This is a genomic window from Sedimentitalea sediminis (genome assembly GCF_042687825.1).
GTDB lineage: Bacteria > Pseudomonadota > Alphaproteobacteria > Rhodobacterales > Rhodobacteraceae > Sedimentitalea.
In genome coordinates, this window is sequence record NZ_JBHUQE010000005.1 from 101,048 (window position 1) to 115,436 (window position 14,389).

Below are 14,389 nucleotides of genomic sequence, written 5' to 3' on the forward strand. Positions count from 1 at the left end.
TTGCCTTTGCGGCAATCACTTACAGATTACGAGAAGGAAAAACCAATGCCAGCCGAACAATCTCTGGTCGCACAGTGGAACGAGGTCATGCTGGCCGCCATCCGTGCGGACGAGGCAAAACCGACCGAAACCACCTATCAGTTATACCTGACCAGCGCGGCAATCTATGACGCCTGGGCCGCCTATGACACCACCGCCTATGGCCAGTACAGCGAGTTGTCGCGCCCGGAAGCCGAGCATGACGCAGCGCACAAAGCCGAGGCGGTCAGCCATGCCGCCTATAACATGCTCAGCCATCTGTTTCCGAATGAACAGGCGCGGTTTGACGCCTTCATGGACCAGTTGGGCTATGACCGCACCGATACCAGCACCGATCCCTCGACTGCGGCCGGTGTCGGCAATCTGGCGGCGCAGAACGTGCGCGATGCGCGCGCCCAGGACGGATCGAACGCGGCCAATGACTATGCCGACACCAGCGGCTATGTCCCGGTGAACAGCGCCGATCCGGATGATCCCGCAACGCCGGGTCAGCCGGGGTTTGACCCCAACCACTGGCAGCCGCTGCGGGTGCCCACTGGTACGGTGGTGGATGAAAACGGCATCCCGGTGATCGACCCGAACGATCCGTCCAGCTATGACGATCAGGTGGCGCTGACGCCGCATTGGGGCGGCATTGATCCCTTTGCCCTGACCTCGGGCGGCCAGTTCCGCCCGGACGCGCCGCCGAAACTGGGCGACTTCACCCCCTATACCGACGGCACCGGCAAGGTGACGACCAATGACCAGGCCTGGCGCGACCAGGTCACCGAAGTCCTGCACACCAGCGCCAGCCTGACCAACACAGAAAAGGTGATGGCCGAATTCTGGGCCGACGGGCCGCGCACCGAATCGCCACCGGGCCACTGGAACCAGATTGCCCAGGACATCGCCCTGCGCGAGGGCCACGGCATCGACGAGGACGCAAAAATGTTCTTTGCCCTCAACGCCGCCGTCTTTGATGCCGGCATCGCCACCTGGGACGCCAAGTACCACTATGATTTCATACGCCCGCAATCGGCGATCCGGCATCTGTTCCACGGTCAGCAGGTGATGGCCTGGGCCGGGCCGGACAAGGGCACGCAGGCGATCATGGGCGAAGACTGGCAGCCCTATCAGAACGTTACCTTCGTCACCCCGCCCTTTCCGGAATTCGTGTCGGGGCACTCGTCCTTTTCCATGGCGGCGGCGCGCACGATCGCAGCCTTTGTCGGCTCGGATACGTTCTATGACGGAACGTCGTTGGGCAATTACGATCTGGATGATGTCCCGGGCACCGACCTCCTGGGGCAGTATGTCGCCACGCATCTGGTGTTCGAGACCTGGGAAGGCACCGAACCGGTGGTGCTGCAATGGGAGACCCTGACCGAGGCGGCCGAAGAGGCCGGGATCAGCCGTCTCTATGGCGGCATCCACATTCAGGACGGCAACCTGCGGGCGCTGGATCTCGGCGAGGACGTCGCCGCCCAGGCCCAGATCCGCTGGTCGGCCCTGTTCACCCGCGGCGGCGACGACGTGTTGACCTGTGATGCCGCTGGCGGGCTGATGATCGCCGGCGCCGGCAATGACAGCGTGCAGGGCAATGTCGGCGACGACATTGTCGAAGGCGGCACCGGCAACGACCTGCTGACGGGGATGCGCGGCGCCGACCGGCTGGATGGCGGCGCCGGGCTGGACGATCTGTCCGGCGGGCTGGATGACGACATCCTGACCGGCGGGGCCGGCGATGACGTGCTGCGCGGCGGCCCCGGCGACGATCTGCTGGACGGCGGCGCGGGCGATGACGCGCTGCGCGGCGGTGTCGGCGATGACGAACTGTGCGGCGGCGACGGGCTGGACGTGCTGCGCGGCGGCGCCGGCAACGACGTGCTGAAAGGCGGCAGGGACTCGGACGATCTGGGCGGCACCGAAGGCAATAATGTGCTGATCGGCGGCGAGGGCTGGGACATCCTGCGCGGCGGCCTGGGTGCGGACAAGTTCGTCTTTAACGTCGATGACGGCGGCGGCGTCGACGAAATCTGGCGCTTTGACGCCAGCCAGGACCAGATCGTGCTACAGGGTTTTGCCGATGGGACCGCCGTCCAGACCCTGGCCTTTCAGGATGCGGTCTCGGTCTTTGTCGATGGGGTGCATATCGCCAATGTGAACCGGATCGATCCTGGCGAACTGGTGGTCGGCGACACGATCGTGTTCGACGACACGCCGCTGGTGTAAGCCGGTTGCCGGCAGCGGGCGGGCCCCGCTGCCCGCTGCTGCGCTGCCGATCCCAGCCGGGATCGTGATCAGCGTCAGTAGCTGAATTCGCCGTAAATCCGGCCAAGATCGCCCTGCCAGGCCCCGTTGTAGCGATCCAGCAACTCGTCCGCCGGTACCTTGCCGCTGTCCAGACTGTCCTTGAGCGCGTTCAGGAAATGCGTCTCGTCGGCCACCAGGCCGCCAGCCCCCGGACGGGCGCGTGCGCGCAGCCCGGCCTCGGCAATCGTGACCACCTGACGCGCCAGATCGTGCATCGCGATGTCGCCGACCTGGGCCTGCAACCCGTCGCGGCTGGCCGCCACGCGCAGCGCCTCGCGGGTTTCGGCATCCCAGCCCTTGACCAGATCCCAGGCCGCATCCAGCGCGGTCTGGTCATACATCAGCCCGACCCAAAAGGCCGGCAAGGCGCACAGGCGCCGCCACGGGCCGCCATCGGCGCCGCGCATCTCGATGAATTTCTTGATCCGCGCCTCGGGAAACAGCGTGGTCAGGTGATCGGCCCAGTCGCTGAGCATCGGCTTTTCGCCGGGCAGCGCCGGCAATTCACCGCGCAGGAAATCGCGAAACGACTGCCCCAGCGCGTCGATATAGCGTCCGTCGCGATAGACGAAATACATCGGCACATCCAGGGCGTATTCGGCCCAGCGTTCGAACCCGAACCCGTCTTCGAAAACAAAGGGCACCATGCCGGTGCGGTCCGCATCCAGATCGCGCCAGACCCGGCTGCGCCAGCTTTTGTGCCCATTGGGCGCCCCGTCCAGAAACGGCGAATTGGCGAACAGCGCCGTGGCCACCGGCTGCAGCGCGATCGCCACCCGCAGTTTCTGCACCATATCCGCCTCGGAGGCGAAATCCAGATTGACCTGCACCGTGCAGGTGCGCCGCATCATCGTCGTGCCCATGGTGCCGACCTTCTGCATATAGGCATCCATCAGCTTGTAGCGCCCCTTGGGCATCAGCGGCATCTGCTCATGCGTCCAGACCGGCGCCGCGCCCAGGCCGATGAACCCGACGCCGACCTTGTCGGCGACGTCCTTGACCTCGCGCAGATGTTCGTTCACCTCGTCGCAGGTCTCGTGGATGGTTTCCAGCGGCGCACCCGACAGTTCCAGCTGGCCGCCGGGTTCCAGCGACACGTTGGCACCGCCCTTTTCCAGACCGATCAGATTGCCCGCCTCTTCGACCGGGGCCCAGCCGTGTACGTCCCGCAGGCCGATCAGAACCGCCCGCACCGAGCGTTCGCCGTCATAGGGGATGGGCAGCAGCGTGTCCTTGCAATAGCCGAACTTTTCATGCTCGGTGCCGATGCGCCAGTCCACCTTGGGTTTGCATCCGTCCGCCAGATAGTCGGCCAGTTGCTCATGCCGTTCGATCGGTCCACCGCCGGACTGGGGAATAGACATTCGTGGGCTCCGATCCTGTTGGTCTCTGTGTGACCGCCACACCTGCGGCGATTTGGACGGGGTGTCAATGCAGCCTGTGGTCCAGAGCGACCTTCTGCGGCGCGCGCCGCCAGATCAGCACCGGCCGGTCGGACCGGGTGCGCATTTGCGCCAGCATCCGTTCGGTCCGCAGCCCCGGCAGGGTGGAAAACACATCAAACAGCGCCTCGGCCCCTTCGGCGTTGACCGGGATCGACAGGGCGGCGCGGCCCGGGCAGTGCAGCCGCCAGTGCGCCGGCTTGCCAGACGCATCCAACGTCAGCCGCTCCAAGTCTTCCACCGCGACCGCGCCACCGTCCAGCGGACCGAAATAGGTGATCTGCCCCTCGTCCACCTGCACGACCCCGGGGCCGCCACCGCCGGCGCGAAACCGCGCCCGCTGCAGCCCGACGACGCACAAGGCACCACCGGCCAGCGCCAGCGCACCGCCGACCCAGCCCAGCAATCCGCCGGGACCGGCGAGCCACCACAGCCCCAGCAGCAGCGTGGCGGCACCGCCCAGCACTTCGCGCCAGCGCCAGATCGCCGCCCGCGCCTGGGGCCGGACAAAGCTCATCGCCAGTCGCCCAGAGCCTGCTGCCACAGGGTCAGCGCCGCCACCGCCGCCGTGTCGGCCCGCAGGATGCGCGGCCCCAGACTGACCGCATGGGCATTGGCAAAGCCGCGCAGGCGGGCGCGCTCGACCTCGGAAAAGCCGCCTTCGGGGCCGATCAGGATGGCCCAGGGTCCGCCCGGCGCCGCCGCCAGATCGCCCGCCGGTCCGGCCAGCGCCTCGTCGCAGAACATCAGACGCCGTTCCTCGGGCCATTGCTCCAGCAACCGGTTCAACCGGGTCAGGGCGGCGACCTCGGGCACATAGGTGCCGCCACATTGCTCGGCCGCCTCGATGGCATGCGCCTGCAGCCGGTCCTGGCGGATACGGTCGGAATTGGTGAACTCGGTCTGCACCGGCACGATCCGGGCCGCGCCCATCTCGGCGGCCTTTTCGACGATGAAATCGGTGCGCGCCTTTTTGATCGGGGCGAACAGCAGCCACAGATCCGGCGGCATCTGCAGCGGTGCGGTCTGCTGCACACAGGCCAGACGGCCGCCGCGCTTGCCGGCCTCGGCGATCTCGGCCAGCCATTCGCCGTCGCGCCCGTTGAACAGCGCCACCGCCCCGCCAACGGCCAGGCGCATCACCCCGAAAAGGTAATGCGCCTGCTCGCGGCTCAAAGGAACCGATTGCCCCGGACCCAGCGGGTGCTCTACATACAGCCTGATCTTTGCCCTCATGAGAGCCTACATATGCAAGGCAATGCCCCAACGCCAGACGGTCAGGTCGCCGACGCCCCCACCGACAACTGGGTCGACCGCTATGCACCGCCCGCCACCCGCCCGTTCCTGCGTCTCAGCCGCGCCGACCGCCCGATCGGCACCTGGCTGTTGCTGATCCCCTGCTGGTGGGGGCTGGGGCTGGCGATGCTGGCGGATCAGAGCCCGCGCTGGCAGGACGCCTGGATCGCGCTGGGCTGCGCCCTCGGCGCCTGGCTGATGCGCGGCGCCGGCTGCACCTGGAACGACATCACCGACCGCGAGTTCGACGCGCAGGTCGCCCGCACCCGGTCGCGCCCGATCCCCTCCGGGCAGGTCAGCGTGCGCGGTGCGGTGATCTGGATGGGGCTGCAGGCATTGCTGGCCTTTGCCATCCTGCTGACATTCAACCGGGCAGCGATCTCGCTGGGGGTGCTGTCGCTGTTGCTGGTCACCATCTATCCCTTTGCCAAGCGGTTCACCTGGTGGCCGCAGGTGTTTCTCGGGCTGGCGTTCAACTGGGGCGCGCTGCTGGCCTGGACGGCGCATGCCGGCGCGCTGCACTGGCCGGCGGTTTTCCTTTACGCCGCGGGCATCTGCTGGACGCTGTTTTACGACACCATCTATGCGCATCAGGACACCGAGGACGACGCGCTGATCGGGGTCAAGTCCACCGCCCGGCTGTTCGGCGCGAACACGGTGCACTGGCTGAAATATTTCCTGGTCGCCACCGTCGCGCTGATGGCGATCGCGGTGATCAATGCGGCGCTGCCGGCGGCCTCGATCCTGGCCCTGGTGCTGGCGCTGGGCGGACCCTGGGCGATGGGCTGGCACATGGCCTGGCAGCTGCGCGGGTTCGATCACTCTGATGCGACCCGCATGCTGCATCTGTTCCGGCTGAACCGCGATACCGGCCTTATTCCGCTCATCTTTCTGACCGCCGCGCTTTTCGCTTGATTGAACCCGGCGGCCGTCGGGGGTATGACACCTGAAAATCTCAGGAATACCGTACCCGCCCATGCGAAGACCGCCGATTGTATATGCCCTGTTCAGTTTCGTGATCGGCGCCCTGCTGTGCATCGTGGCCGCCGGTTTCGCGGTCAAGACGGTGCAGGAAAGTTCGGAAATCGCGGTGCGCGGGGTTCTGGACGACGCCGGCTATAGCTGGTCCGAGGTCCATGCCGACGGGCTGCAGGTTGTCCTGACCGGCACCGCCCCCACCGAGGCCAAGCGGTTCGACGCGGTCAGCCGGGTCGGCTCTGTGGTGGATGCCGCCCGGATCATAAACCAGCTTGATGTCACGCCGACCGCCGATCTGGCGCCGCCGCGGTTCTCTGTCGAGATCCTGCGCAATGACAGCGGCGTGTCGCTGATCGGGCTGATCCCGGCCGCGACCGACCGGGAGGCGTTGCTGGCGCGCCTGACCGACATCGCTGACCCGGAACCGGTGACCGACCTGCTGGAAACCGCTGACCAGATGGCTCCGGCAGGCTGGCAGGACGCGCTGGACTTTGCCGTCACCGCGCTGTCGCGCCTGCCGCTATCAAAACTGTCGGTCACCGCCGGCCTGGTGCGCGTCACCGCGATCGCCGACAGCGCCCAGAGCCGCGACACGCTGGAGGCGGAACTGACCCGCGCCGCGCCGCCGGGGTTGCGGATGTCGATGGACATCGCCGCGCCGCGCCCGGTGATCACGCCCTTTACCTTGCGGTTTCTGATCGACGAACAGGGCGCACGGTTTGACGCCTGTTCGGCCGATACCGAGAAATCCCGTGCCCGTATCCTGGGCGCGGCCTTTCGCGCCGGGCTGGCCGGCAACGACGTCTGCACCCTGGGCCTGGGCGTGCCCTCGCCGCATTGGGCGCGCGCCGCCGAACTGGCCATCGCGGCCCTGGCGGAACTGGGCGGCGGAGCGGTGACCTTTGCCGATGCCGATATCACGCTGGTCGCCGCCGAAGGCGTCAGCCCGACGGCATTTGACCGCATCGTCGGCGAGCTGGAAACCGCCCTGCCCGAGGTGTTTGCGCTGCACGCGATCCTGCCCGCGCCAAAGAACGGCACCGATGCCGGCCCGCCGGAATTCGTCGCCACGCTCAGCCCCGAAGGTCTGGTTCAGCTGCGCGGCCGGCTCAGCGACGAGGCCCTGCGCCAGGCCGCCGACAGCTATGCCCGGGCGCGGTTCGGGTCGGACAATGTCTATACCGCCGCGCGGATCGCCAGCGATCTGCCCGGCGACTGGCCGGTGCGGGTTCTGGCCGGGCTCGAAGCGCTGTCGCTGCTGGGCAACGGTGCCACCATTGTCACCCCGGGCCATGTGCTGATCCGCGGCATCAGCACCCGCGAAGAGGCTGCCGCCGATATTGCCAGACTGCTTTCGGATCGTCTGGGCGAGGCGGAAACCTTTAATCTCGACGTCACCTTTCGCCCGCCCCCGCCGCCGGCGGATCTGCCGCCGCCGCCCGAGGAATGCGAGGCCCGGCTGGCCGAGATCCAGGCCGCCAAAAAGATCATGTTCGAACCCGGCTCGGCCACTATCGCCGGCGAATCCGCCGCGACGATGGACCAGATCGCGGATCTGCTGAACCTGTGCGGCGACATCCGGTTGGAGATCCAGGGCCATACCGACAGCCAGGGCCGCGAAAGCATGAACCAGCAGCTGAGCCAGGCCCGCGCCCAGTCGGTGCTGAACGAATTGCGCGATCGCCGGGTGCTGACATCGACCTATGCCGCCGTCGGCTATGGCGAGGCCCAGCCGATCGAAAGCAACAAGACCGAAGCCGGTCGCGAGGCCAACCGCCGGATCGAATTCCACTGGATCCGGCCGGAACCGATACCGGAACAGCAAAAAACCCTCGAAGAGCTGTCCAGCAAGCCGCCGGAAACCACCGATCCGGCCGCGTCAGCCGACCCGGCGGCCCCCAGCGGGGAAGGAAAAGACAATGAACAGAACTGAGTTCATCATCGCCACAGCCATCATCCTGTTCGTCGCCTTTGCGACGGGCTGGTTCGCCAATTGGCTGGTGCACAGATTTACCCGCGTCAACCAGAGCGATGTCGGAGAACTGGACCGGATGAGCCAGGAGCTGCACGAGGCCGAGGAAACCCGCGATCAGGCGATCACCTATCTGCAGCAGCGCGAAGCAGAACTGACCAACCAGCTGAGCCAGACCGAGGCCGAGCTGCGCGCCGCCATGGACGGGCTGCGCGACGCCCGGCAAGAGGCCGAGGAACTGCGCGGGTATGTCGACAGGATGAAGGCCGGTCAGGCCTGAGACCGGACCCCAGCCCCGGACGCCTCCGGACGCCCCCGGACGCCCCCGGACGCCAACGTGAAACCGGAACGAGGACGCGGGTGCCTTTACCAGCGGTCCAGCGCGGTTTCGTCGGCATCGCGGGCCGCCACCCAGCCGGCCCCGTGGCCGGTGATCTCTTTCTTCCAGAACGGTGCCCGGGACTTGAGATAATCCATCAGGAATTCCGCCGCCTGAAACGCGTCCTGGCGGTGCCGCGCGGCGGTTGCGACCATCATTATCATCTCGCCGGGGGTCAGCCGGCCATGCCGGTGAATCACCAAAACATCGCCCAGATTCCAGCGGTGTTGCGCCTCGCTGGCGATCTTTTGCACGGCGGATTCGGTCATGCCCGGATAATGCTCGATTTCCATCGCCACCAGATCGCGGGCTTCGTTGTCGCGCACGACCCCGGTAAAGGTCACCAGCGCCCCCATTCCGGCCGCGCCGAAACCGCGCATTTCGGCCGCCGCATCAAAGGGCGCATCCTGAATGGCGATCCGCATCCCGGCCCTGCCTAGCCGCCGGTCATCGGCGGAAAGAACGCGACCTCGCGGGCGCCGGACAGCGGCGCGTCGAAATCGCTGAGCTCCTGATCGATCGCCACCCGCAGCGCGCCGAGATCGGCAAAGGCAGCGGCATAGCGCTCTTCGCGCCCGCGCAGTTCGGCAACCAGATCGGACACGGTCGCGGCCTGGGTGTCGATGCGTTCGCGCGGCAGCCCGATGCGTTCACGCACCCAGGCGAAATAGAGAACATCCATCAGCGCACCTCTTTCAGAAACGGCAGGGCCTTGCGAAGATAGTCCCAACCGGTCATCAGCGTCAAACCCGCGGCCAGCCACAGCAGCCACAACCCGATGCGTCCGGTCCAGTCCATGCCCGCGAGTTTCCAGCGCAGCCCGTGCAGATCTTCGACCTGACCGGTCAGGATGTCATCCACAAGCTGCGCGTCCATGCCCCAGGCCGACATGCCGAGATAATGTTCGAATATCCCCTGCGCGAAAAGGACCGCAATGGCCACCATCTGCGCCGTCGTCTTCCACTTGGCCAGCGGCGTGACCTTGAGCGTCCCCGCGGTGCTGCCGAGAAACTCGCGCAGACCCGAGACAAAAACCTCGCGGAACAGGATCACGGTGGCCGGCAGCACCAGCCAGGGCGACATCGAGGAATAGCCGACGATGACCATCAGCGCGATGATCACCATCGCCTTGTCGGCAATCGGATCCAGCATCGCGCCCAGCTTTGTCTCTTGTTTCCAGGCGCGCGCCAGATAGCCGTCGACCCAGTCGGTGACCGAGGCGGAAATGAACAGGAGCAGCGCGAACCAATCGGCATAGGGACGGTGAAAATACAGGAACATGATCGCCAGCCCCGGGGCCGCGATCAGGCGCAGAACAGTCAGGATATTGGGCAGGTTCCATTTCATGAGCGGACCCTACATCGGGGGTCAAAAACATGAAAGCGGGCGTTTGCCGTTCCGGGCGGCAATTGCCCGCACACGATGCCGCAATATGCTGTAGAATGCCGACCGGACGAGACGGAAATCGGAGAGAACCGATGCGTACTGTTTCGGTGAACCTATCCAACATCGCGGGAACCGAGGCGGCTTTGGGATGGGCGGGATCGCACACGATTGTCGCGGACCGTCCTACAGGTGCGGCCGGCGGTCGCGGCCTGGGTTTCAACGGCGCCGAATTGCTGGCTCTGGCCTTGGGCGGCTGTTTTTGCAACGACCTTCGCTATGTGGCGTATGAACTCGGCGCCAGCATCGACCGGTTACAGGTAAAAGTCACCCTCGAACTGGAGGGAGATCCCCTGGTTGCGACGTCTGCGCGAATGGATGTGATCTGCGCGACCCGGAACAAGAGCGACGCCGCCGAGGTCGTCCGGCGCGCGCAATCCAGCTGTATGGTCAGCCAATCCCTGACCCGCGGCGTTCCGGTGGAAATATTCGGACGGGCCTAGCCCCTATCGTGAAAGAAATCGTAGATGGTTTCGGCCAGCGCGCCCGAAATGCCGTCCACCGCCTTGAGGTCGGCCAGATTGGCGCGGCTGACCGCCTTGGCGCTGCCGAAATGCGCCAGCAGCGCCCTTTTGCGCGCCGCCCCGACGCCGGGCACGTCATCCAGCGGTGTCGCGCCGATTGCCTTGGCACGTTTGGCGCGATGGGTGCCGATGGCAAAGCGGTGCGCCTCGTCGCGCAGGCGCTGCACGAAATACAGCACAGGATCATTGTGACGCAGCGCAAAGGGGCGCGCGCCGGGACGGTGAAATTCCTCTTTGCCGGCGTCGCGGTCCACGCCTTTGGCCACACCGACCATCGGAATGTCGGAAACCCCATGATCCCGCATGATCGCGGCAACGGCGCTGACCTGACCGGCCCCGCCATCGATCAGCAACAGATCGGGCCATTGGCCCTTTTCGCGAGTCGGATCATCCTTGATCAGGCGGGAAAAGCGCCGGTTCAGAACCTCTTTCATCATCCCGAAATCGTCGCCGGGCGTCAGATCGTCGCCGCGGATGTTGAACTTGCGATAGCTGTTCTTTTCGAACCCCTCGGGGCCGGCGACGATCATCGCCCCGACGGCGTTGGTGCCCTGGATATGGCTGTTGTCATAGACCTCGATCCGCTGCGGCGGCGCATCCAGATCCAGCGTCTGGGCCAGTCCACGCAGCAGCCTGGCCTGGGTGGCGCTTTCTGACATGCGCCGGGCCAGGGATTCGCGGGCATTGCGCAGTGCCCCCGAGATCAACTCGGCCTTTTCGCCCCGCTGCGGCACCAGGATCGAGACCTTGCGCCCGGCCTTTTCGCCAAGCGCCCGGGCCATCAGGTCGGCGTTTTCGATCTCGTCGGACAGGATCAACTGTCGCGGCGGTTCCTTGTTGTCATAGAACTGACCCAGAAACGCCTCCATCGCCTCGGCGGCGGATACATCGGCCCCGACGCGGGGGTAAAAGTCGCGGTTGCCCCAGTTCTGGTTGGCGCGGATGAAAAACACCTGAACACAGGCCTGCCCGCCCTCCATGTGCAGCGCGACGACATCGGCCTCGGTGACGCCGCGCGGGTTGATACCCTGACTGGTCTGCACCTGGGTCAGGGCGCGGATGCGGTCGCGCAGCCCGGCGGCGCGCTCGAATTCCATCGCCTCGGCAGCCTCGGCCATCTGCTCGGCCAGGTCCTCTTGCACCCGGGTCGAGCGGCCGGACAGGAATCGTTCGGCATCCCGTACGCTCTCGGCATAATCCTCTGGGCTGATCAATCCGACACAGGGGGCCGAACAGCGCTTGATCTGGTACAGCAGACAGGGCCGGGTGCGGCTGTCGAACATGGCATCCGAACAATTGCGCAGCAGAAACGCCTTTTGCAGCTGGTTCAGTGTGCGGTTGACGGCACCGGCGCTGGCGAATGGGCCGAAATAGGTGCCCTTATGCTTTTTGGCGCCACGGTGTTTCCTGATCTGCGGAAAGGCGTGATCGCGGGCCACCAGAATGTTGGGAAAGCTTTTGTCGTCGCGCAGCAGCACGTTGTATTTCGGCTTGAGCTGCTTGATCAGGTTCTGCTCCAGCAGCAGCGCTTCGGTCTCGGTCCGCGTCGTCAGGAACATCATCCGGGCGGTTTCGCGGATCATCCGGTCGATCCGGCCGGTATGACCGCCGGACCGGGCATAGCTGGATACCCGCGCGCGCAGGTTCCGGGCCTTGCCGACATAGAGCACGCGGCTTTCGGCATCCAGCATGCGATAGACCCCGGGCGAGCTGTCCAGCGTCCTGAGATAACTGCGGATGCAGGTATGGCCCGTCGGCGGGCGTTCAGCCGGGTGATCGGTCGTGTCGGTCATGGCATTAACGTATGGTTAACCTTTGATTCTCAACCTATGGCTGCAATCTTGCCGGGGTAGGTTCAAGTCCAAACAAATCCACGAAACATGTGGATAAGTCTGCAGATATCTTTGGGGCACCGCGAATTTTCCTTTTGTTTTGGCTGATTTCGCTGATTTGCCCATTTTTTAGGCGGCTTTTCAAGTCATTGAAATCAAAGAAAACTTTAGTGCTGTAAGCGCAAGTTTATGAAATATAAGACATTTTCGTAACGCCTCGGTAACACAGATTACACCGGTGCAAAACTTGACCCAACGGTACCAGTTACTCGACCCCCTGAACATCCGGGGTACGCCATCCGAGGTGCTGTCCACCATCCACGCAAAGCAGCTGTCCGGTCACCCCGGGCGCGTCCAGAAAATAGCCCAGAGCGGCGGTGATCTCGGGCGGGTTCACCCCCCGCCCCAACACCGTCGCAGAGCGTTGCGCGGCAAAATGGGCGTCGGACTGGCGGGCCCCTTGCAGCGTCGGACCGGGGCCGATGGCGTTGACCCGGATCGCCGGAGCCAGCGCCCGCGCCGCCGTCTGGGTCAGCGCCCACAGGCCCATCTTGGCCAGGGTATAGGTCATGAATTCCGGCGTCAGCTTGCGCACCCGCTGATCCAGCATGTTGACGACCAGCCCGGTGGCAACCGGTTCGCCGGCGGCGTCGATCTCCGGCTGCAAATCCTGGGCGGCCATCGCCTGGATCAGCACGAAGGGCGCGCGCAGATTGCTGTCCATGTGCCGGTCCCAGCTGCGTCGCGTGGCACTGTGGATCGTGTCATGTTCAAAGATCGACGCGTTGTTGACCAAACAGGTGACCGGCCCGCCCAGACCCTCCACTGCCGCCCCGAACAGACCGTCGGTCTGATCCGGGTCCAGCAGATCGGCCTGCAACGCCACCGACGCCCGACCCAGGGAACGGATCTCTTCCACCAAGGCCACAGCCGCCGCCTGCGAGGTGGCGTAATGCACGGCCACGTCATGCCCGCGTCCGGCCAGGTACAGCGCCATCGCGCGGCCCAGGCGCGTTCCGGCACCGGTCACAAGACTGCGCATCATGGTCAGGCCCCCCTCCGGCGATTGGAACGCATCACGTCAATATGGCGATGACATAGGCCGCGTAGAGACCCGTCAAGGCAATGCCCCAGACCCGGGTGATGTCGACCTTGAAAAATACAAAGGGGATCAACAGCAACGACGCCGCCAGCATCACCCAAAGATCGAATTCCAGAAACGACGGATCGACCGGAATCTGGCCAAAGAACGTGGCGATGCCGACGATGGCCAGCAGGTTGAACATGTTGCTGCCGATCACATTGCCCATGGCGACATCGGCCTGCCGGCGCAGCGCGGCCATGACCGTGGTGGCCAGCTCCGGCAACGAAGTGCCCACGGCGACCAGGGTCAGGCCGATCACCGTGTCGCTGACCCCATAGGTCTGAGCGATCAGCGAGGCGTTCTCGACCAGCAGATGCGCCCCGATCGGCAGGCCGATCAGGCCGATGACCAGATACAGCGCCACCCGCCAATAGGGCATGTCCGGGTCCGCCTCCTCGATCTCGTCCAGGTCGTCGGGTTCGCCAGCACGGTGATGGGCATGGGCCTCGCGAAAGGCATCCCACAGGACGAAGGCCAGCAAGGTCAGCAGGATCAACCCGGTGGCCAGCGTGAAGGCGCCCAGAAACGCCAGCGCGATGAACACCAGCGAGGCCCCGAGCATGAACATATAGGTCTTTCGGCTGTGACATTCGCTGGTGTGCAGCGTCGCCAGCAGCGCCGGAATGCCCAGCACCAGCAGGATATTGGCGGTGTTAGATCCGACGACATTGCCCAGCGCGATGCCCGGCGCATTGTCCTTGACGGCACTGATCGCGATCAGCAGTTCCGGGGCCGAGGTGCCGAAGGCGACGATGGTCAGGCTGACGATCAGCGCCGGCACGCCCAGCCGCAGGCTGAGATTGACCGCCCCGCGCACCAGCGCATCGCCGGCCAGCAACAGGATCGTCAGCCCAAGCGCCGATAGCAGCCATTCGGTCATCCCGTTCCTCCGTGGCCGCAGGCACAGGGACCCTTGCCAATGCGGTACCGGCCGCAGGACGGGCATTTGGCGGCATCCAGCCGGCCTTTGCCAGGAAAGCGCAGTTTGCCGAACATCGCCAGCACCGCCATTGCGATCAGAAACAGGGAAACGATCTTGATGATCACG

The 14,389-nt window shown here is 65.3% G+C and carries 15 protein-coding genes; 5 read left to right on the top strand and 10 right to left on the bottom strand.

The window, feature by feature from the left end:
* Positions 1 to 45 precede the first annotated feature (45 nt).
* The gene (locus ACFMPD_RS06195) at positions 46 to 2,250 is read left to right on the top strand and encodes a DUF6851 domain-containing protein (protein ID WP_380992907.1); all 2,205 of its coding nucleotides are present in this window, start codon (positions 46 to 48) and stop codon (positions 2,248 to 2,250) included.
* 74 nt (positions 2,251 to 2,324) lie between these two features.
* On the opposite strand, the gene ACFMPD_RS06200 is transcribed toward ACFMPD_RS06195, so the two are convergent.
* The 3 genes from ACFMPD_RS06200 to ACFMPD_RS06210 form a co-directional block, all read right to left on the bottom strand.
* Positions 2,325 to 3,695 carry a glutamate--cysteine ligase gene (locus ACFMPD_RS06200; RefSeq protein ID WP_380992909.1) on the bottom strand — a complete coding sequence of 457 codons (1,371 nt, stop codon included), beginning with the start codon at positions 3,693 to 3,695 and terminating at the stop codon, positions 2,325 to 2,327.
* 64 nt (positions 3,696 to 3,759) lie between these two features.
* Positions 3,760 to 4,290, bottom strand: a complete 531-nt coding sequence (locus ACFMPD_RS06205; RefSeq protein WP_380992911.1) for a hypothetical protein — start codon at positions 4,288 to 4,290, stop codon at positions 3,760 to 3,762.
* On the bottom strand, positions 4,287 to 5,009 hold the full coding sequence (locus ACFMPD_RS06210; RefSeq protein ID WP_380992913.1) for a 16S rRNA (uracil(1498)-N(3))-methyltransferase: 723 nt from the start codon (positions 5,007 to 5,009) through the stop codon (positions 4,287 to 4,289). Before ACFMPD_RS06210 ends, ACFMPD_RS06205 begins: the two co-directional genes overlap by 4 nt.
* Positions 5,010 to 5,021: 12 nt before the next feature.
* On the opposite strand from ACFMPD_RS06210, the gene ubiA reads away from it, so the two are divergent.
* The 3 genes from ubiA to ACFMPD_RS06225 all read left to right on the top strand — a co-directional run bounded on the left by ubiA (position 5,022) and on the right by ACFMPD_RS06225 (position 8,299).
* A complete protein-coding gene (ubiA, locus tag ACFMPD_RS06215; RefSeq protein ID WP_380992915.1) occupies positions 5,022 to 5,984 on the top strand; it encodes a 4-hydroxybenzoate octaprenyltransferase in 963 nt (320 codons plus the stop codon).
* A gap of 61 nt (positions 5,985 to 6,045) precedes the next feature.
* The gene (locus tag ACFMPD_RS06220; protein ID WP_380992917.1) at positions 6,046 to 7,980 is read left to right on the top strand and encodes an OmpA family protein; all 1,935 of its coding nucleotides are present in this window, start codon (positions 6,046 to 6,048) and stop codon (positions 7,978 to 7,980) included.
* Complete coding sequence (locus ACFMPD_RS06225; protein WP_380992919.1) at positions 7,967 to 8,299, top strand: hypothetical protein; 333 nt, start codon at positions 7,967 to 7,969, stop codon at positions 8,297 to 8,299. Before ACFMPD_RS06220 ends, ACFMPD_RS06225 begins: the two co-directional genes overlap by 14 nt.
* A gap of 86 nt (positions 8,300 to 8,385) precedes the next feature.
* Here the strand turns inward: ACFMPD_RS06225 and ACFMPD_RS06230 are convergent, their stop codons facing one another.
* Genes ACFMPD_RS06230 through pgsA form a run of 3 tightly spaced genes read right to left on the bottom strand, consistent with a single transcriptional unit; the run spans position 8,386 to position 9,745 of the window.
* The gene (locus ACFMPD_RS06230; protein ID WP_380992921.1) at positions 8,386 to 8,823 is read right to left on the bottom strand and encodes a molybdenum cofactor biosynthesis protein MoaE; all 438 of its coding nucleotides are present in this window, start codon (positions 8,821 to 8,823) and stop codon (positions 8,386 to 8,388) included.
* 11 nt (positions 8,824 to 8,834) lie between these two features.
* Positions 8,835 to 9,080, bottom strand: a complete 246-nt coding sequence (moaD, locus tag ACFMPD_RS06235) for a molybdopterin converting factor subunit 1 (protein ID WP_380992923.1) — start codon at positions 9,078 to 9,080, stop codon at positions 8,835 to 8,837.
* Complete coding sequence (pgsA, locus tag ACFMPD_RS06240; RefSeq protein ID WP_380992925.1) at positions 9,080 to 9,745, bottom strand: CDP-diacylglycerol--glycerol-3-phosphate 3-phosphatidyltransferase; 666 nt, start codon at positions 9,743 to 9,745, stop codon at positions 9,080 to 9,082. Before pgsA ends, moaD begins: the two co-directional genes overlap by 1 nt.
* 95 nt (positions 9,746 to 9,840) lie before the next feature.
* Between pgsA and ACFMPD_RS06245 the strand changes: the two genes are divergently transcribed.
* Positions 9,841 to 10,284 carry an OsmC family protein gene (locus tag ACFMPD_RS06245; protein WP_380992927.1) on the top strand — a complete coding sequence of 148 codons (444 nt, stop codon included), beginning with the start codon at positions 9,841 to 9,843 and terminating at the stop codon, positions 10,282 to 10,284.
* Here ACFMPD_RS06245 and uvrC read toward each other — a convergent pair.
* The 4 genes from uvrC to ACFMPD_RS06265 all read right to left on the bottom strand — a co-directional run bounded on the left by uvrC (position 10,281) and on the right by ACFMPD_RS06265 (position 14,388).
* A complete protein-coding gene (uvrC, locus tag ACFMPD_RS06250) occupies positions 10,281 to 12,158 on the bottom strand; it encodes an excinuclease ABC subunit UvrC (protein ID WP_380992929.1) in 1,878 nt (625 codons plus the stop codon). The two genes, ACFMPD_RS06245 and uvrC, sit on opposite strands and share 4 nt — an antisense overlap.
* Positions 12,159 to 12,462: 304 nt before the next feature.
* Complete coding sequence (locus tag ACFMPD_RS06255) at positions 12,463 to 13,242, bottom strand: SDR family oxidoreductase (RefSeq protein WP_380992931.1); 780 nt, start codon at positions 13,240 to 13,242, stop codon at positions 12,463 to 12,465.
* Positions 13,243 to 13,273: 31 nt separating this feature from the next.
* Positions 13,274 to 14,221: a calcium/sodium antiporter gene (locus ACFMPD_RS06260; RefSeq protein WP_380992933.1), complete on the bottom strand. Its 948-nt coding sequence runs from the start codon at positions 14,219 to 14,221 to the stop codon at positions 13,274 to 13,276.
* Positions 14,218 to 14,388, bottom strand: a complete 171-nt coding sequence (locus ACFMPD_RS06265) for a hypothetical protein (protein ID WP_380992935.1) — start codon at positions 14,386 to 14,388, stop codon at positions 14,218 to 14,220. Before ACFMPD_RS06265 ends, ACFMPD_RS06260 begins: the two co-directional genes overlap by 4 nt.
* Position 14,389: the final 1 nt, after the last annotated feature.